General features: G+C 68.8%; 15 protein-coding genes and 2 pseudogenes. 3 read left to right on the top strand and 14 right to left on the bottom strand.

Translation table 11 applies throughout. The annotated features are described in order from the left end of the window. Positions 1-66: 66 nt before the first annotated feature. Positions 67-759: a haloacid dehalogenase-like hydrolase gene (locus SSNG_RS16125; protein ID WP_042803611.1), complete on the bottom strand. Its 693-nt coding sequence runs from the start codon at positions 757-759 to the stop codon at positions 67-69. A 95-nt stretch (positions 760-854) separates the two neighbouring features. On the opposite strand from SSNG_RS16125, the gene SSNG_RS16120 reads away from it, so the two are divergent. Together SSNG_RS16120 and SSNG_RS16115 are read left to right on the top strand one after the other, a co-directional pair. Next, positions 855-1628: a helix-turn-helix domain-containing protein gene (locus SSNG_RS16120; protein ID WP_007264917.1), complete on the top strand. Its 774-nt coding sequence runs from the start codon at positions 855-857 to the stop codon at positions 1626-1628. Further along, complete coding sequence (locus tag SSNG_RS16115) at positions 1615-2082, top strand: NUDIX domain-containing protein (protein WP_007264916.1); 468 nt, start codon at positions 1615-1617, stop codon at positions 2080-2082. Before SSNG_RS16120 ends, SSNG_RS16115 begins: the two co-directional genes overlap by 14 nt. Here the strand turns inward: SSNG_RS16115 and SSNG_RS16110 are convergent. Further along, complete coding sequence (locus SSNG_RS16110; RefSeq protein WP_007264915.1) at positions 2070-2630, bottom strand: HD domain-containing protein; 561 nt, start codon at positions 2628-2630, stop codon at positions 2070-2072. The two genes, SSNG_RS16115 and SSNG_RS16110, sit on opposite strands and share 13 nt — an antisense overlap. A 156-nt stretch (positions 2631-2786) precedes the next feature. Here SSNG_RS16110 and SSNG_RS16105 point away from each other — a divergent pair. After that, a pseudogene (locus SSNG_RS16105) lies at positions 2787-3268 on the top strand (NUDIX hydrolase). 4 nt (positions 3269-3272) lie between these two features. Here the strand turns inward: SSNG_RS16105 and SSNG_RS39740 are convergent. From SSNG_RS39740 to SSNG_RS16055, 12 genes and pseudogenes are all read right to left on the bottom strand, one after another. Then, positions 3273-4475, bottom strand: a complete 1203-nt coding sequence (locus SSNG_RS39740; RefSeq protein WP_128636986.1) for a DNA adenine methylase — start codon at positions 4473-4475, stop codon at positions 3273-3275. A 45-nt stretch (positions 4476-4520) separates the two neighbouring features. Continuing rightward, the gene (locus SSNG_RS41175; protein WP_206731299.1) at positions 4521-5894 is read right to left on the bottom strand and encodes a hypothetical protein; all 1374 of its coding nucleotides are present in this window, start codon (positions 5892-5894) and stop codon (positions 4521-4523) included. Between the two features lie 42 nt (positions 5895-5936). After that, entirely contained in the window at positions 5937-7934 is a 1998-nt protein-coding gene (locus SSNG_RS16095) for a DUF87 domain-containing protein (RefSeq protein ID WP_007264911.1), read from the bottom strand. A gap of 620 nt (positions 7935-8554) precedes the next feature. After that, positions 8555-9847: a serine--tRNA ligase gene (serS, locus tag SSNG_RS16090; RefSeq protein WP_007264910.1), complete on the bottom strand. Its 1293-nt coding sequence runs from the start codon at positions 9845-9847 to the stop codon at positions 8555-8557. Between the two features lie 99 nt (positions 9848-9946). Continuing rightward, positions 9947-10885 (bottom strand): hypothetical protein, encoded by a 939-nt coding sequence (locus tag SSNG_RS16085; RefSeq protein WP_007264909.1) that lies wholly within the window; start codon positions 10883-10885, stop codon positions 9947-9949. Further along, positions 10875-11483 (bottom strand): flavoprotein, encoded by a 609-nt coding sequence (locus tag SSNG_RS16080; protein ID WP_007264908.1) that lies wholly within the window; start codon positions 11481-11483, stop codon positions 10875-10877. Before SSNG_RS16080 ends, SSNG_RS16085 begins: the two co-directional genes overlap by 11 nt. Next, positions 11480-12808 carry a pitrilysin family protein gene (locus tag SSNG_RS16075; RefSeq protein ID WP_007264907.1) on the bottom strand — a complete coding sequence of 443 codons (1329 nt, stop codon included), beginning with the start codon at positions 12806-12808 and terminating at the stop codon, positions 11480-11482. Before SSNG_RS16075 ends, SSNG_RS16080 begins: the two co-directional genes overlap by 4 nt. Further along, positions 12805-14094, bottom strand: a complete 1290-nt coding sequence (locus SSNG_RS16070; RefSeq protein ID WP_007264906.1) for a pitrilysin family protein — start codon at positions 14092-14094, stop codon at positions 12805-12807. Before SSNG_RS16070 ends, SSNG_RS16075 begins: the two co-directional genes overlap by 4 nt. 83 nt (positions 14095-14177) lie before the next feature. Beyond that, on the bottom strand, positions 14178-14327 hold the full coding sequence (locus SSNG_RS42125; RefSeq protein ID WP_007264905.1) for an LxmA leader domain family RiPP: 150 nt from the start codon (positions 14325-14327) through the stop codon (positions 14178-14180). A gap of 199 nt (positions 14328-14526) precedes the next feature. Next, complete coding sequence (locus SSNG_RS16065; RefSeq protein ID WP_007264904.1) at positions 14527-15429, bottom strand: T3SS effector HopA1 family protein; 903 nt, start codon at positions 15427-15429, stop codon at positions 14527-14529. Position 15430: 1 nt separating this feature from the next. Beyond that, positions 15431-16555 (bottom strand): class V lanthionine synthetase subunit LxmK, encoded by a 1125-nt coding sequence (gene lxmK / locus SSNG_RS16060; protein ID WP_063749896.1) that lies wholly within the window; start codon positions 16553-16555, stop codon positions 15431-15433. Then, positions 16552-17525 (bottom strand): annotated as a pseudogene (locus SSNG_RS16055) (hypothetical protein); the annotation flags it as partial. The gene lxmK and the pseudogene SSNG_RS16055, both read right to left, overlap by 4 nt.

The following is a 17525-nucleotide window of genomic DNA, read 5'->3' as shown; positions in this document are numbered from 1 at the left end:
TGGCCGAGGGGGCTGGGACCGCATCACCGCGTATACGGACGCTCCCGAGGACGTCCTGGGACGTTTTCAGCGCCCGGCGAAGCCCTCCAGGAGCGCGATGACCCGTTCCGTGTCCGACAGGTCTGGCAGTACAACGGACGCACCGGCAGCAGCCAGCTCGTCGGCGCTGTGGATACCGGAGGCGACGGCGATGATCTCCGCGCCGGTGGCGAGGGCGGCCTCGACGTCCCGGGGGGTATCCCCGATCAGCACGACCGGGACGTCCTCACCTACGCCCCGTAGGCGCTGGGCCCGCTCCCGCGCGACCGCGACGAGGTCGGGCCGATGCTCGGCATCGGCCCCGTAGGCCCCAACAGGCAGATCCAGCAGCGGATCGAGATCGAAGGCGGACAGTTTCACTCGGGCATTGGCCGCGATGTTCCCGGTCAGTACCGACGACACCCAGCCGGGATGCGCCGATGCCACCAGAAGTACGTCGTGCACTCCTGGCAGCGCCGTTCCCCGACGGCGCAGATCCTCCCGGCGCCTCTGGCCGGCCTCGGTGAGAGCTGCCTCGACCAGGGACCACTCAGGCTCTTCCAGCCCGTGCTGCTGGAACATCCCGCGCATGATCAGGCGATCCGTCCGGCCCTCCGTCCGGGCCGACCCCACAGGGGCGTGACCAACGAGGGCTGAGAAGGCGGCGGCGTAGATCTCCTTGCTGACGCCTGCGTTCTCGATGAGGGTGTGGTCGATGTCCCATAGGACGATGAGCTGCATGGCGTCAGCGTAAGGACAGTTGTCTTTCCCCATGCCGCGGGAACGTCCCGAAACGTCCTTGCCCGATCACTCCCGGCTCCGCTTGCATGACACCTGTGAACGAGCGACTGCACTCCGTACTCGCCCAGCGTGGCGTCTCCCCCGAGTCGCTCGCCGAGCTCTGCGAGGTGGATCCCAAGACCGTTGGCCGCTGGCTTGGCGGTCGCGTGCCGCACCCACGTCACCGGTTCCGGGCTGCCCAGCACCTGCGGGTGGAGGAGTCCTTCCTCTGGCCCGTCCCACAGCCACGGGCGACCAAGCCCACCGCCGCTTTAGGCAGCGAGCTGATCGGCACCTACGAGAACCGCGCCAGTGTCCCCCGGGACATGTGGCTCACCCTCCTCCAGGAGGCACGGGAGCAGATCGGAGTACTGGTGTTCTCCGGCACGTTCTTCGCCCAATCCAACCCCCAGGTCGCCGAGATGCTCGCCGAGCGAGCCGCCGACGGAGTCCGCGTACGCTTGTGCTTCGGAGACCCGGGCGGACAGGCAGTCGCCATCCGAGGACGCGAGGAAGGCATCGGCGACACCCTCGCCGCCAAGATCCGCGCCTCCCTCACCTACTACCGCCCACTGCTGCCCGAGGCTGGCTGTGAAGTGCGGCTCCACGACACCACGCTCTACACGTCCTTGTTCCGCTACGACGACCACCTGCTGGTCAACCCACATGTGTGGGGCCGACCAGCCAGCGCCAACCCCCTCCTGCATCTCAAGAGGGCTGACGGTGCAGGGTGGTTCGACAACTACGCTCAAAGCTTCGAAGCCGTCTGGGCCACCGCACGGCCCTGGACTCCCGACCAGAAGGGGACCGCCGCACATGGGCAGGACTGAGTACTACAACGACCCCGCCGCACCGAAGGCGAACACCCTCATCCCCGCGAGCAACCTGCTCGTCGTCGACGAGAGTGGCGCCATCCTGCTCCAGCGCCGCCGCGACACAGGACAGTGGGCCCTGCCCGGCGGAGCCCAGGACATCGGCGAAACTGCGGCCCAGTGCGCGGTGCGCGAATGCCTGGAAGAGACCGGCATCGTCGCCGAGATCACCGGCTTCCTCGGCGTCTACACCAATCCCAAGCACATCGTCGCCTATACCGACGGCGAGATCCGCCAGCAGTACGAGAACACCTACATCGGCCGTCCCATCGGCGGGGTGCCCACGATCAACGACGAGGCCGACGGGGTCCGCTTCATCCGGCCCGCGGACCTCGACCAGTACGACATCCACGCCAGCATGCGCCAGCAGATCGGCGACTACCTCGCCGGCACCTACCCCTACCTCGGCTGAGCCAGCGCCGCCTCCACCCGCGCCACCGCCGCGAAGATCTCCGGCGACGCCCGACGGATGAACCGCCCCACAAGGCTGTCCGCCCCGTAGCGGCCCGTGATCTCCGCCACCCGCTCCTTGGCGGTGGTCTGCTCGCCGTCGGGCGTCGTCGTCATGTCGCAGTACACGAGCGCATCCACGAGCAGCGGCTCGTCCAGCAACGGGAACTCGCGCTGCAGCGCCTCCCTCAGCCCACGCTCCTCGGCCTCCAGCAGCGCGAACGAATGGTTCGCCACCAACCGCACCAGCCGCTCGTCCGCACCATGCTCGTCACGCAGGAACCGGGCCCCGTCCAGAGGATGGAAACCCGTCACCGCAAGCCGGGGCGCGTAGCCCACGTCGTGCAGCACCGCCGCAGCACACAACAGCTCAGCGTCCCCTGCCAGGGCAGGGCCAAGGCCGGAGGCGCGCGTCGACACTCCCTGCGAATGCGCCCACCTTCGGGGAAGCACAGCGCTGAGCTCCCTCTCGGCAACCTGCCTTGCCCACGTCAGCATTGTTTCCTCCATGCCCCGTCGATGCCCAGCAAGGCCCAAGATCAGTCCCATGCCTGAGCCGGGAACTGGTCGTCGGCTAGATGCGCGGCACCAGGAGCCAGCCTGCCTATCCCCTGGCGGACCTGGCCCGCAGGCTGGGTCTTGTCGCGGGTGGCTAGAGTCCAATTCGTGAGCGAGAACGAGCACGAAGCGAAGATGGCCCGCCCCCGCATGGCGGCCGGCGCTCTCTTCTTCGACGAAGCTGATCGGGTCCTCCTCGTCGAGCCCTCCAACAAGGACTACCTCGACGTCCCCGGGGGCTACGTCGAGGAGGGGGAGTCGCCCCGACAAGCCTGCGTGCGTGAGGTCCAGGAGGAACTCGGCATCGCACCGCACATCGGCCGCCTGCTAGTAGTCGATTGGGCACCGAACCCCGGAGAGGGAGACAAGGTCCTCTACCTCTTCGACGGTGTCGCCTGAGCGCAGAAGCCCGCCACCAGATCGCCCTGCAAGCAGACGAGCTCTGCGGCTACGACTTCCATGACGCCGACCCGGTACCGGACCTCACCATCCCCCGCCTGGCTCGCCGAATTGTCGCGGGAATCAAGGCCCGGACGAACGGTCTCACCTTCTACCTCGAACACGGGGAGTCACCGACAAGGGAGAGCTGACCCGTTACGGCAAGCGAAGCTGTTCGTCCAGTGGCACGGTCGCTGGAGGAAGCGTCGTGATCAGCAATTCCTCGGCTGATCTCTTTCCGGAACGTCCAGCTGCCGAGTAGCGCGTGGCGACCAATCTCTTGGTAATCCGCCACTGCCGCACGCCGAGAGTCTCGCGATCGACTTCTGACGGAGTCATTCTGGATTGAGCGTAAAGCCACTTACTCTGCATAAGCATGGGGTGATTATCGTAGCTTAGCAGCCAGCGGAACTGTGCCCTCGTTCGCAAGTAGCTTGCGAGACTGAGGTGAAGTGGATCGGCGGACGTCTCGACGCTCGAACCACCGCCATAGCCGCCACGAGGGTCGAACGAAGTTCGGTACAAAAGGGAAGATTTTTCGATATACGGAGGATCTAGATAGGCAACCACGCGAGACGGTAGGAGTTGCGGATAATGCTCGGGAACATCATCCAGGGTCTGCCGCCAGTCCTTGCACCATACGTCCACTAGACGCCCGATATCGTAGAGATGGCCAACATACCTAAGTCGCTCGGCGAGTGCATCGGGATTCCAGCGACATCCAATGGGGTAGTTGCTGGTCTGAGCGCGACCCCCGATAGGTCCAGCCTTGCCGTGCAAGATCCCGGAAAAAGTGGTCCGATTAAGGAACAGGCATTGCGTGGCCATGCTGAGGCGGCGATCCTGTGATGTCATCGCCGGACGCGGAGACCATGCGCGCCAGTAATCCCATCGACTTACGGCCGAGGCGCCACCATCGCGAACATACCTCTTCCATTCCTCGTGCATTCGGTCGATGAGCTGTTCGGTGTCGGCGGCGGCCGCTTGCCAAAATGCCGTAACAAGAGGGTCGGCGTCTGCGAGTAGGATGCGGTCTACGATTCCCTCGCCGATGGATCGCAATGAGGCTGACGCGCCGCCGGCGAAGGGCTCGACTAGAAGGTTTACCTCGGGAACCTCCCGAGACTGTTTCGCTGATGTAATCACTCGCGAAATCACGGGAGCCAGTGAGGACTTGGCGCCTGGATAGCGCAAGGGGGACTGATAACGCCCCTGGGAGAGTGCGTGGGAGATGGGCTCCAACTGCTGGGGCAGCGGGCGCGTCTGGGTATGGATCGCCTCGTCGGCGCCGAAGAAGGTGGCAATCCGGGCAGGGCCGCTTGCGGCGGTAGTAGTCGCCGACGAGGTCACAGAGGTCACCTGCCTATCTTGCCGGACGCGTGAGTGATCCGGAACATGATCGACCTACCGCTTGAAGTACGTGGGTGGTTGGACCGCCTGGAGATGGGGCTTCAGGCCAGGGATGTTCTGCTGGGCCATCATCGTCAAGACTGAGCGTCCCACGCCGAGAGGCAGTGCCGCAGCCGAGTGTGCCAGAGCGATGGGCACGACGGCATGCCGATACATGCGAGTCCTCAGGGAGTCGAGAACCTCACATATCAGGCGGAGCGTGGGATATGCCTCCCACCCTTCCACTTCGGGGCGGTTGCCGTCGTACGGCGATAGCCCCGATCTAGGGAGAACCGTGATGACTAGAGGGTCGCCGGTTCGAGTGCGGTAGATGAAGCGGCGTCCATAGAATTCGTCCACGCCGTACTCGTTACCTTCGGGGCGTCCAGAAATTCTATTGATGTAGGCGTTGGTAAGCCGCATGACGTGACCTGGCGGAATTAGATCCTTGATCAATTCCGCATGTTCAACAAAGGCGCCCGACTTCTCGATTCCGACGATAAGAGGAGGGATGAGTCCCTGATCTGTGCACCAGTCGCTCAAGTTGCCGAGGTGTTCCTCGAACCTTCGCTTGAGCGGGGCAAGCGGGCCGAACAAAGCCAGCGGCCCATCAGTGATGAAGAGGGTGTGCCGGAGAACCTCTGGCGCGGTATCGGCGAAGAAGTTCAAGTAGCACACCGACATCAGTCGCTCGGCCACGTTCATGACGCGCCCGAGCGGAGTGAAGTTTGAACCCTCTACATTGTATTCTTCGTGGGTTCGTAGCACATCCGAGAGGTAAAGGTGTGCGTTGCAGGCGGGGCATGATCCGCCTTGTTTTCCAGCCGAAAGCGCGAGGCTGCTACCCGCCTTTTGTCCACACCCAGGGCAGACGCGCAGGCCGATCCCGGACGCCGGCTTGCCGCGCGTGCCGTGCAGTGCGAGAAGTCCATCTGCGAGGGTCATCTCGGTGTTCGAGTCGAAACGGGAACTGTGAAGAAAGTCGTTGAGTTCCACGCGCCAGGTGTCCACGCCGCTCATACCTGGGCGAGTCAATTGAGATCCGGGTAGAGCGACGTCGAAGGCGTATTCAGAATGAGACTTGCGAACCTCACGTGGGTCGATGCGCTTCACTCGTGAAAGGCTGCGAAAGACATCCAGCCGAACCACGGAACCCGCAACCCGGAGATAGCCGACCTTTACGGTTGGATGGTCGCGGGTGGTGTCTACTTCGGTGTCCGAGCCGTCGACGGTGATGGAGAAATCTACTTCATCAAGCTTACCGATGAGGGGCAAGTCTTCGAGGGGTGAACACAGTTCAGCAATGCCATCCTTGCCATTGGGGCGAGCGCTGGTGATGGTCCAGCGCTGGAGGGCAGCCTTGACCGCTTCGTTCCTTGCCGTCTCCACGTGGCCAAGCCTGGAAGCCTTCTCGCCATCGTAGGGCACGAGTTACTCGCCTTCGATCGTGACGTTGACGTCTGCCAAGCCAGCTGCATTGCGGGCAGCGTTCACCATGGCGTGGTCGAACTTGGAGATCTGCACCGGAACGATGTACTTTCCCGAGTAGGTCTTCATACGAACGAATCCGACGTCTTCTGCTCGAATGATGCTCGGAGCCCATACCTTGAAGTCGTAGTAGTGAGACAGCTCTCGCGTTTCGTGGTCAGAGTTGAGATGAGCGATCAGCCAGTTTGACGTGTTCGAGAGCATTCGCTTGTCAACGGATGTGACTTCCTGTGTAGCATAAATGAGCCCCATCCGATACTTCGCGGCTTCCTTTGACAGGCGCACCCATGGGTCGTCTGCCACCTCTCGCCCGCTGCGCTCAAATAGGTTGTGCGCCTCTTCGACGATGATCTGCATATCCACTGGATCGTGGTCGTCGCGGAATCGCTCTCCCGCCCGGTTCAGCAAATGGGTGACGATACGCTCGGACATGACCTTGGCGACTTGGTCGTTTCCACTGGAGAGGTCAACAATTGCAAGTCGACCTTCCTGCATGTCGTGCCACAAATGCTCTGCAACATCGCCTGCCGATTGAGGGGCGTGAAATGGGCGAATGGTGCGAATGGCGGACGTTACGCCGGTGTACTTATAGACGCCCCAAATGGCGCTGAAGTGGCAATCCTGGGTGTCATGCCATTTGGGAAATTCGCTTTCCCTTTCGCCCACCCATTCGGCGAGTTGCAGCGCTCCCGAAGGGCTGTTGACGCGATAGGAGCCCGGTCGGACCTGCGACACAGCCGCAGGGTGTGCGGTAATGAAGTCCTGAATAGGGGCTGGGGCGACGATTACGAGATCCTGCGGCAACCTCGCTGCCTCGAAGCCGCACTTGGACAGGAGCCCGAAGAAGGCGACCATTGCCCACCCCCAGCGGGCATGCTTGCTGCGATCGTTTTGGTCAGGTTCGGAGAGGACCGCTGACCGGAAGCTCTTGCCGTAATTGGTATTGACGGGAAGGGTTGCTTCACTGGCCAGACTCCAGGCGGCTTCCAGGACCTCGCGGTCATAGAAGTTGATACGCAGTGGCTTCTCCCGGTTGTCTGAGGCGTTGGGATCTACCTTGTAGATCCGCACTGTGCTCTCATTGTCTCCGAGAAGGCGAAGGCCCGTGCGGTCTTGCTTATTGACGTTCGCGTACTCACCCTGAGGGTCGAAGATCAATTGACCAATCGAGCGCTTGTGCTCCGAACTGTACCGGTGGACTGCTGTTACTAGTGTCTTGATCGTGTTGGATTTTCCGGTCCTGGTCATACCGAACACAGCAGTCTTTCGCCCGACGAAGTCGGAGACATTGATGTGAGCCTCCGCCTTGTCGGTGCCGGCGATCAGAGCCTTGCGTCGTGTAGCGGCGAATCGAACCTTTCCGATTGCAAGGGCGTCCTTTTTGTCGGTGGGCTCAGGGTAGGACGCAAGCCATGACAAGACTTGAATCGATGGAAGAAAGACTTGGTAGCGCGCAGAGACGACTACGTTGTCGATGTCTGCCCCGAACTCGATCGCGGCTTCGCGTCCCTCAGACTCGGTGTAGAAGGTGCCCAAAACTTCACAGTCGAAGGCTGACTGCTGGAGTTCGTTTCGTGTTAGCACATCGGTGACATCGTCGAATCCGACCCCCGATGCGCCTGCGTCGCGAACGACTGCCAGCCGAGTTTGAATGAGTTCCGACTCGTTGGGCAGTGGCGCAGTGCCGCGGACTCGAAGCAGGATGATCTCTTGATCTTCGAGTATGAAACCGGATTCTGTGTTGTCTCCCGCGACGGCAAGAAGGAAGCCGCCCCTCGGAACTCCCCCGGCCTTCTCCTTTTTGAAGTCATCGGTCAGCACCACAGCTGAGTCGTAGTCCAGACGGTAGATACCGCCGACCGGTACGCAGCCCCTGTTGATTAGCGCAGTCAGTGGCTTCTTGAGTTCGACCGACTGGGACAGCCCCTGAGTGATGCTCAACGCGTCTCGCCCCTCTACCAGCCATGCCGGTGGAGGCGCGGCTGCGGTGTGGATGTGGTCCAGAGTCGTTCTGGACGGTACACGCGACCACTGACAAAAGTAGCCCATTCGGCAGATGTTGACGGCAGGTCAGTTGGGGCCGGCCGCGAGTGCTTGGCTGTGCCGCGCCGCGCCGTCGACTGGAGGTACTCGATCAGATCCGATGGGTTGCTGCCCGGTGCGGCGGCACCGGGATGCCGCCGTCCGGGTTGTCTGCGGCACGGCCGGGAACCTGCGGCTTTGCGGTCGCGGGACGCTCTTCCTGCGTGAGCGCTGCGTGAGCGGACTGGGTGGCACCAGGGCGGACGAGCCGTCACGCTGATCAAGGCTGCAAGTCTCTGATCAGCGGAAACGGGATGCGGCGGCACTGCCCGGCACCAGGCGGGATGATCTTGTGTGGCCTCGTAATGCGTAGGTCTCGGGTTCGAATCCCGAAGGCGGCTCCATCCAGAAGACCCAGGTCACGTTCGTGATCTGGGTCTTCTGCTTTTCCGTGGCCGGTGCCCCCGCCCCGACCCCCTACCGGGGGGAGGGGGGTCGGCAAGCGGGAGGCCGGTGACGGTGGCTGGGGCGTCCTCGGGTCAGGCTTCCGGGGTGCCGTTCGCCGTGATGCGGCGGAAGCCGAGGTAGGGGGCGAGGGATTCGGGGAGGACGAGGGAGCCGTCCTCCTGCTGGCACTGCTCCAGGAGTGCGGCCAGGGTGCGGCCGATGGGGAGGCCGGAGCCGTTGAGGGTGGCGACGGGCTTGGGCTTGCCGTCCTCGCCGCGGGTGCGGATGTTCGCGCGGCGGGCCTGGAAGGTGCCGAAGTGGGAGACCGAGGAGATCTCCCGGTAGGTGTTCTGGCTCGGGATCCAGACCTCGATGTCGTACGTGAGCTGCGCGGAGAAGCCCGTGTCGCCCGCGGCCAGCCGGACGACGCGGTAGGCGAGGCCGAGTTCCCGCAGGCACGCCTCGGCGTGGCCGACCATCGTCTCCAGCTCGGAGTCGGCGGTCTCCGGGTCCACGATCCTGACGATCTCGACCTTCGAGAACTGGTGCTGGCGGATCAGGCCGCGGGTGTCGCGGCCGTAGGAGCCGGCCTCGGAGCGGAAGCACGGGGTGTGGGCGGTCAGCGCCAGCGGCAGCTCGGCCGGGGGGATGATCTCGTCGGCGTAGAGGTTGGTGAGGGGGACCTCGGCCGTGGGGATGAGGAAGAGCTCGCGGTCGGCGACGCCCGTCTTGAAGAGGTCCTCCTCGAACTTCGGCAGCTGGCCGGTGCCGGTCATCGTCTTGCGGGTGACCAGGTACGGGACGGCGTGCTCGACGTACCCGTGGCGACGGGTGTGGAGGTCGAGGAAGAGGGAGGCCAGGGCCCGCTCCAGGGCGGCGCCGGCGCCGCGGGAGACCGCGAAGCGGGAGCCCGAGAGCTTCGTGGCGCGGGCGAAGTCGAGGATGCCGGTGGCCTCGCCGAGGTCGACGTGGTCCTTCGGCTCGAAGGGGAAGACCGGCGGGGTGCCGACGCGGCGGACCTCCACCGCGAACTCCTCGGAGTCGCCGTCGGGAGCCGCGTCGTCGGGCAGGTTCGGGATGGTCAGCAGCAGGTCGCGCAGCTCGTCCTGGACCTGCTCCTGCTCGGTCTCGACCTCTCGGATCCGGTCCTTCAGCTCGCGGGCGCGCTCCTTGAGCCCGGTGATGTCCCCGCCCTGCCTGGCCGTCTGCTGGACCTCGCTCGCGACCCGCTTGGACTCCGCCCGCAGGTCGTCGGCGGAGCGGATGGCCCGGTTGCGCCGGGACTGGAGGTCTTCCAGCCGGGTCAGGTCCAGGGTGTAGCCGCGACGAGCGAGCCGACGAACCGCTTCGGCACCCATGTCGATCAGGGCGCGGGCATCATGCATGAGGAAGATCCTTCTTCTCCGGCGAGCGGGATGGGGACATCGGATCGACGGTAGCAACCCCGGGTCGCGGACAGTCCCGCGATGGCGTGGCGGTGGCGGTTACGCGGGCGGGGTGAGGGGGGCGAGTACGGAGCGGGCGTCGTCGGTCAGGGCGGCCAGGACGTCGACGTACGTGCTGATGCCCGCGCTCCAGCCGACGTTCTCGGCGAAGTCCAGGAGGTGTGCCGTGCGGCGCAGGGTGGCGCTGCGGCACAGGAGGGTGTCGTCCGGGGCGGCGCCGTAGGCGGTGAGGAAGGCCCCGGCCATGAGCCGGAACGGCGAGGGCGCCGACGCGTCCGGGAGGTTGCGGGCGGCCACGTCCGCCATCTCGGCGAGTTCGCCGAGGAGCCAGCCCGCGTCGTGTTCGGCTCTTCCGCGGGACAGGGTCTCGCCGGTGAGCAGGACCGTGTGGCGGCCGTCCGGGGCGGGGACCGTCAGCCCCAGGGAGGGTTCGCCGTGGAGCAGTACGTCGTCCGGGCCACCGGGGGCGGCGTCCCGGCACCACTGGTCGAGGGTGCTCAGCCGGGCGGGCCCCAGGCGGTCCGTACAGAGGTGGTGGAGCCGGACCGCGCCTTCCGGCCCGGCGCCCGTGCGGAGCCACCGGCCGAGCCGGTCGAGGGCGGGCGGGGGTCCCGTGGTGCCGGGCGGGAAGGGGCGTCGGCCGATGTCGCGGAGGGCGTGGGCGACGGCTTCCATGACCGGGCCCAGGGCGAAGGGCGCGGGGGCGGGGGTGGGCGGCCAGACGGTGCGGGCCAGGGACGTGGCGCCGGGGGCGGTGTAGGAGGCGGTGTAGGAGGCGGTGTAGGAGGCCGTCTCCGCCTCGGTCTCCGTGTCCCAGTCGAAGGTGGCCGCCGCGACGTTCGGGGACGGGGCGAGCCGGTGGGCGGTCCGGTCCGGCGCCGTGCCCGTCAGGTGCGTCCGCTGCCAGAGGTAGCGGCCGTCCGGGGCCGTGAGGATGCGGGTGCGCAGCCGGCCGGTGCCGTATTCGTCAACCAGCATGGGCGGCGCGCTTCCGTGCCAGTGCGCCGATCACCACGGGCAGCGGTGGCGGTACGGCGGCGTCGTCGCGTCCGGTGGTGATGCTGCGGCCGGGGGTGGTGGGGACGACCACCACGTTCGGGCGGGCTCCGAGGGACTTCAGGTGGTGTTGCAAGGTCACGTTCTCCTGGCCGCCCGGAGGCAGCGCCGGAGCCACCGCTATCGGGGCGAGGGTGCACTGCAGGGCGAGCATGGCCGGGGTGTCCGCCATGCCGGTGGCGAAGCGGGCGATGAAGTTCATGGTGGCCGGATAGACGATCGCCGCGTCCGCCCACTGGGCGAGTTCGACGTGCCGGGCGGTGGTCGTGGCCTCCTCCGGCCAGACGTCGAGCAGCACCTCGCCGCCGCCGAGGGCGGCCAGCGCGGCCCGGCTGACGAAGCGTTCGGCGCTGCGGGTGACGACGGTACGGGTCTCCAGGCGCGGGTAGGCCAGCCGGAGCCAGCCCGCCCAGGTGGGCAGGTGGGCCGCGTGGACGGCGCCCGTCGCGACGACGAGCAGCCGTTCGGCGGTGAACTCCGGGACGGGCACGCCGCCGGCGTGGACTTCCTCGTGGGTCACGTCTGTTCTCCTGCTGCCTCGAAATCGAACCCGTACCGGGTCAGGGACGGCCCCGCGGCCGCCGGGTCGCCGAGGACGACGCCCGCCTGCGGGCCGGGGCCGAAGAAGTCCCGGCAGGCCGCGGCGACCTCGTCCGAAGTCACCTCCAGGAGCTGGCGCGGGTACTCCTGGATCCAGTCGGTGCCCACGTCCCAGCAGCACAGCGAGGCGAGGAGGTTGGCCAGGTCCGACTGGGAGGCGGTGGCGGTCAGCAGGGAGCCCCTGAGGTACGTGCGGGCGCCGTCGATCTCCCGCGGCGTGGGCGGGCTCTCCACCAGCCTCGTCAGCTCGGCGAGGACCTCGGAGACCACCAGCCCGGTCGACGGGGTGCCGCAGACCACGTCGGTCACCGTGGACGGGGAGCCGAGGGTGCGGTCGAAGCGCGACAGGGCGTGGTAGGCCAGGCCCCGCCGTTCGCGGATGTTGGCCACGAGCCGGGAGGAGAAGTACCCGGCGAACACCGCGTTGGCCACGGCGAGCGCGGGGTACCGGGGGTCGTCGAAGGGTACGGAACGGCCGGACAGCGCCACGTGGGACTGGGCGGCCCCGGGGCGCGGGACCAGCCGCATGCGGCCGGCCGGCGCCGGCCCGGGGCGGACGGGTGCCGCGGCGCCCGCGGGCAGGCCGTCGAAGGCCCGGGCCACGGCGTCGGCGGTGGTGCCGGCGTCGATGTCCCCGACGACGATCACGCGGGCCTCGCGGAGCGAGAGGCACGTGCGGTGCGTGTCGAGCACGTCGTCCGCGGTGAGGGCCGCCACGGTGGCGGCCGGCGGCCACGCGCCGAAGACCGGCAGGTCGCCGTAGCGGGCACGGTTGAGCTCGCGCAGGACGATCCGCTGGGGCTGGGCGTCGAGGATCGCCAGGGCCTGCGACAGCCGCTCGCGTTCGCGGGCGAGGCGGTCCTCGGGGACGGCGGGCGCGGCCAGCCAGGAGGCGGTCATCGCGAGCATCCGGTCGAGCCCGGCGGCGGGGACGTGTCCGACGACCGTCAGCCACTCCGCCATGCGCTGCGCCTGCGGGCGGCCGGTGGTGAAGGCGGAGTCCCAGGGGACGTCGCGGCCGTCCAGCCGTACGGACCCGGTGAAGGCCGTCGTCGTGAGCAGTTCGGCAGCGGCCGACCGTACGGGGTCGCCGGCCGACAGCGGGACGAGGACGCGGACCTCGACGAGCGGGGCGCCCTTCCGGGGCACCGCGAAGATCCGCAGGCCGGAGGGCAGGTGCCGCTCGACCACGCGGGGGAGGGCGAGGGGCTTCTCGGGGTGGAGCGGGGGCAGGGGCCGCGTCACGGTGTTCCTCCGGCGTCGCGCGTGTGGACCAGGAGTGCGGCGGGTGCGCTGCCGGCCAGGCTTCCGGCCGCGTCGCGCACCGCGCCGGGCCCGAGGGCCTCCAGGTGCCCGGGGAGGTCCATCGGCAGCGACGGCTCGTCGTGGAGCAGGGCGGAGGCGCCGACGGCCCGCGCGAAGGCGAGGAGGTTGTCGTGCCTGCGGTGCCACCGTGCGACGGTTCCGCCGATCGCGGCGGCCACCTCGGCGTCGTCGGGCCCGGCTCCGGCGAGGTCCTCCAGCGCCGCCACGACCGCGCCGGTGACCTCACGGTGCCGGGTCGAGGGGTGCCGGGCCGTCACGACGAAGGTGTCGGGGTCGCGGGCGTCGAACGGGCCGAAGAACCCGCACTGGGCGGTGGCGGTCGTGAGGTCGACGCCCCGGGCGAGGGCCCGCTGCCGCAGCCGCCCGGACGGGCCGCCCAGCAGTGCGGCCAGGGCGATGTGGCCGAGGTAGCGCTCGCGTTCGGCGACCGGGTCGGGCAGGCGGTAGCCGACGGCGGTGGCGGGCAGCGGGGCCCGCGGGTCGATGCGGTCGCCGGTGCCGGGGCCGGCCGGCCAGGGTTCGGCCAGGTCCTGCGGGGCCGCCGCGGGCCGGGCCGGTATGTCGCCGAAGTGCCGGGTCACCCATTCCAGGGTCCGGGCCGGATCGATGTCGCCGACGATGGTGAGCACGGCGTTGGACGGCGTGTAGTAGCCGTCGAAGAACGCGGCGCATTCCTCCAGCGTGGCGCGGTCGAGGTCGATGAAATCGCCGTAGCCGTTGTGTGCGTTGCAGAATTTCCGGAAGAGGACCGAAGGGAGGTCCGTCCAGGGGAATCCGCCATAAGGGCGGTCGTGGACGTTGAGCTTTATTTCCTCCTTGACCACCGCCAGCTGGGTGTCAAGGGAATTCTGGGTGAGCCGCAGCGTCCGCATGCGGTCCGCCTCTAGGAAGAGAAGTCTTTCGAGGGCCGACGCGGGAGCGATCTGGTAGTACTCGGTGTAGTCCTGGCGCGTGGATCCGTTGGCCGTCCCGCCCGATCCCTGCACGATCGTGAAGTGCTCGGAACGTCCGACGTTCTCGCTTCCCTGGAACATCAGGTGTTCGAAGAGGTGGGCGAACCCGCTGCGCCCTTCCGGCTCGGACCGGAACCCCACGTCGTAGTGCACGCAGACGGCCGCCAGCGGGGCCGTGCCCCGTCGGCACAGCACGACGCGCAGGCCGTTGGGCAGGGTGAAGCGGGAGGGGGATTCGAGATCCTCCGGCATGACGTGGGAACTCCCTCTTCGGGCCGGGGCCCGGGCGGCGTCCGAAGGACGGGCCCGGGCCACTGGCGGATCGGCGCTGAAGGTCAGCAGCCCCAGCCGACGGTGATCGTGATGCAGATCTCCGACGAGGTCACCGTGGTGGTGATGGCCGGCGCGTCGGTGGCCTCGGAAGCGGCGAGCTCCTCCGGCGTGGTGTAGGCGGCGTAACCGGCGATGAGGTCCATGGAGTCCATGTGGATTCCCCCTTGATAAAGAATTCGATGGGCGGTTTTCCCCTTCGGGCCCCGCCCTTCTGACGTTTCTCAGTAGATCATCTTCCGGGGCTCCGGAGATCAATCTGTGGGCCGCGTCACGGGGTTCGGCTGCTACTTAGGAAAGTTGCCCGGCATTCCGCGCGGTAATGGCGCGACTTAGGGAAGTCGAATGCGCGACTCAGGGAAGTCGGGGTGAATCCGCATTCCTGTGGAGCGCCTCGGGGTCGATGTTCGCGGCGGTCAGCTGCTCCCGCAGGCAGTCGTCCAGCGTCCGGCCGGCCCCGGTGGCGTGCGCCAGCAGCGCGTCCGCGACGGCGGCGGCGCGGTGCTGCCCGAAACTCATCCCCCGCATGCCCGGCCGGGCGTCCTCGGGCTCCCAGGCGATGGCGATCCCCGGAGCCAGTTCCCGGGCGAAGGAGGAGGTGGGAGCCGTCAGGTGGGGCGCGTCGGGCCGCGGCACCGCGTCCGCGACGACCGAGGCGCCGTGCCAGGCGTCCTCGCCCAGGTAGACCACCAGGCCGTCCCGGCGCGGGAACAGCCGGCGGGACGAGGTCACCTTGGCCCGGTAGGGCACCCCGTCGCGCTCCAGCGCGCGCAGCACCTCTCCCCAGGCCCGTACGGCCTCCTCCGGGGTGCGCACGTGGACGTACACCCGCAGCAGCGGCCGCCGGGACGAGTGCCCCCGGGACCCGTCGACGAGGAAGAAGCCCGGGGAGAGGCCGGGACGCCGGGCGGGCATCCGCACCCGCGGCCCCACCACGTCCGGCTCGGGCACGCGTACGCGCACCCCGTCGACCAGCACCAGGCCGTCGCCGTCGAGGCGGGCGGCGGCCATCGTCGTGTCGTGCGGCGTGGCCGCGCCCAGCCGCTCCTCGAACAGCGGGTCCCGGTAGGTCCGGGGCCGCTCCTCGGCGAAGGCGTGGCCCACGTGGAACGTCTCGTAGAGCGCGGTGATCAGCTTCTGGCGGAGCCGGCCGGCCGTGTCCGCGGTGATGTCGCGGTCGCCGACGCGGGCGCTGCGGGTCCCGGGGTGCACGCGCACGTCCGACAGGAGTTCCGCGAGGTGGGGGAAGGCGTCCATCTCAAGCCTCCAGGCCGAGGACGGTGGTGAACTTCTCGGGGTGCAGCACGGCGGAGCGTCCGATGCCGGCCGCCGCCCGGTCGAGGGCGGTGAGCCGCGGCCGCTGCTCGGCGGAGGCGAACATCCGGTCGATGAGGTGCCAGCCGGCGAAGGCCGTGGCCCGGACGGGCAGAGCGGGATCGGCGGCCGCGGCGGCGGACGCGGGGGCGGACGCGCGGGCGGACTCGGTGGCCGCCCGGTAGCCCTCCCAGAAGGCGACGTTGCGCGTCCGCAGCCGGTTCAGCTCGGCCACGCCCCGCTCGACGATGTCCTGGTGGGAGAGCTGCGGACTCGGGCCGCTCAGCTCCGCGTCCTTCGACGGGATGTCGAGCACGGCGCGGTGCAGCCACTCGCCGACGAACGCGCCGACGTCCCGGGCCGGATCGGCCCTGCGGAACTCCTCCCAGTCGCAGAGGCGCAGCCGGCCGCCGTGCAGCAGGAACTGGTCCAGGCGCAGGTCGCCGTGGACGAAGGAGCTCGGTGCGGCCGCCTCCTCGGCGCGCAGCCGGCGCAGGGCGCCGGCGAGTTCGGCGTCGCGTTGCAGCATCCCCCAGGCCTCCAGCGAGGCCCCGCTCGCCTGGGTGTGGTACGCCAGCGGGAGTGCGTCGAAGAACTCCAGCGGGGGGAGCAGGATCGGGTCCGGCTCCGCCGTCCCGGTACCCCGGGCGGGCAGGGCATCCCGCGGAAGGGAGTGCAGCGTGCCGATCATCTCCCCGGCCTTGCGGGCGAGTTCGTCGTCGAACTCCTCGTCGGAGGCCAGGTCGGAGCCGGAGCGGGCGCCTTCGAGCCACTCGAAGACGATCAGCAGCTCGTCGGCGTCCCAGCCCAGGCACTCCGGCGAGGCGAGGAGCCCGGGGCGGGCGGCGGCCGCTTCCTCGTAGGCGAGTTGCCGGCGGAAGCGGCGGGCCGCGTCCGGCTGCCGGGCGTCCAGCTGCTTGACGAAGACGGCGCGGCCGGTGGTGGTCCGGCCGGCCGCGTTGCGGTTGCGGCCGGTGGGTCCGTCGCCCTGCGGCGGCGGCAGCAGCCCGAGCCCGAGCCGCTCAAGGAGGCCCTGCACGGCGGGTGTTGTGGCAAGATCGTCGGTCATTTCAGCCTTGTGATGAGGTAGGCGCGCAGTCTTCTGCCCGCGTGTCGTGGGGGCCGGCCGGGCGGTGCGCCGTGCAGCCGGTGGGCGGTGCGCCGCGCCCACCACATGCCCGCCGCGCCCAGCAGGAGCAGCCAGCCGATGTGGCCGGCGCCGGTCTCGCGGGCGCGGTCGGCGGTGACCAGCACCGGGGCGGACAGCACGAGCGCGGCCAGCGGGCCGCGCGCGTACCAGAGCCCGGTCTGGAGCGCGGCGGTGTTGCCCATGGGGGTCTCCGCCCCGACCAGCAGGTGGGTGGGGACCGGCCCGCGGTACGAACTGACCAGCGCGGCGGCCACCATCGCCGGCACCGCCGCCACCAGCAGCGCGAGGGCCGGTGTCCCCCGGCCGGTGAGCCAGGCCGCGGCGCTGCCCGCGCCGAGCCCGCCCAGCAGCAGGGCGCACGGGACCCAGGCGTGCCGCAGCGCGAGGGCCCGGAACGCGTAGGGGAGGTTGGCGGAGCGGCGGGCGTCGTCGCTGTCGAGGCGGGCGGGCTCCGTCAGCTGCGCCGCCGCCAGGTACTCGGCGACGAGGGCGGCCGCGCACAGGGCGGCCTGCCCGTCGGGCCGGGCGTGGTGGGCGGCGGAGCCGAGGCCGAGGGCCGCGGTGCCCCACAGGGCCGCCCACAGCAGGCGTCCCGGGGCCCGCAGCAGTGCGGTGGCGTCGCGCCAGGGCACGATCAGCCACCGGCTGCGGGGTACGGGCAGCCGCAGCAGCGGTCTGGCGCGCAGCCCCCGCGTGCCGCGCGCGGCGGAACGGGCCTGGCGCAGGTCGAGGGAGTACACGGACGCGGAGACCCGGGACGCGACGGTGGCGCGGGCGCGGAGGGCCTCCTCGGGGACGTCGGGGGTCGCGCGCCGGGCGGCCAGCAGCGCGGCGAGCGTGAACGCACGCGGACAGGGCCGCTCCGGCTGGCCAGCCGGGGGTGGGGTGC

The organism is Streptomyces sp. C (genome assembly GCF_000158895.1).
GTDB lineage: Bacteria > Actinomycetota > Actinomycetes > Streptomycetales > Streptomycetaceae > Streptomyces > Streptomyces racemochromogenes.
The sequence above is the reverse complement of the archived record's forward strand: the minus strand, read 5'-3'. Positions and strand labels throughout refer to the sequence as shown.

Bases quoted from the DNA above. Each gene is read 5' to 3' on its own strand.
- SSNG_RS16115 (WP_007264916.1), top strand. From the start codon at position 1,615: ATGGGCAGGACTGAGTACTACAACGACCCCGCCGCACCGAAGGCGAAC.
- lxmK (WP_063749896.1), bottom strand. From the start codon at position 16,555: ATGACCGACGATCTTGCCACAACACCCGCCGTGCAGGGCCTCCTTGAG.
- SSNG_RS42125 (WP_007264905.1), bottom strand. From the start codon at position 14,327: ATGGACTCCATGGACCTCATCGCCGGTTACGCCGCCTACACCACGCCG.
- SSNG_RS16110 (WP_007264915.1), bottom strand. From the start codon at position 2,630: ATGGAGGAAACAATGCTGACGTGGGCAAGGCAGGTTGCCGAGAGGGAG.
- SSNG_RS16125 (WP_042803611.1), bottom strand. From the start codon at position 759: ATGCAGCTCATCGTCCTATGGGACATCGACCACACCCTCATCGAGAAC.
- SSNG_RS16085 (WP_007264909.1), bottom strand. From the start codon at position 10,885: ATGCTGGTTGACGAATACGGCACCGGCCGGCTGCGCACCCGCATCCTC.
- SSNG_RS16070 (WP_007264906.1), bottom strand. From the start codon at position 14,094: ATGCCGGAGGATCTCGAATCCCCCTCCCGCTTCACCCTGCCCAACGGC.
- serS (WP_007264910.1), bottom strand. From the start codon at position 9,847: ATGCATGATGCCCGCGCCCTGATCGACATGGGTGCCGAAGCGGTTCGT.
- SSNG_RS16065 (WP_007264904.1), bottom strand. From the start codon at position 15,429: ATGGACGCCTTCCCCCACCTCGCGGAACTCCTGTCGGACGTGCGCGTG.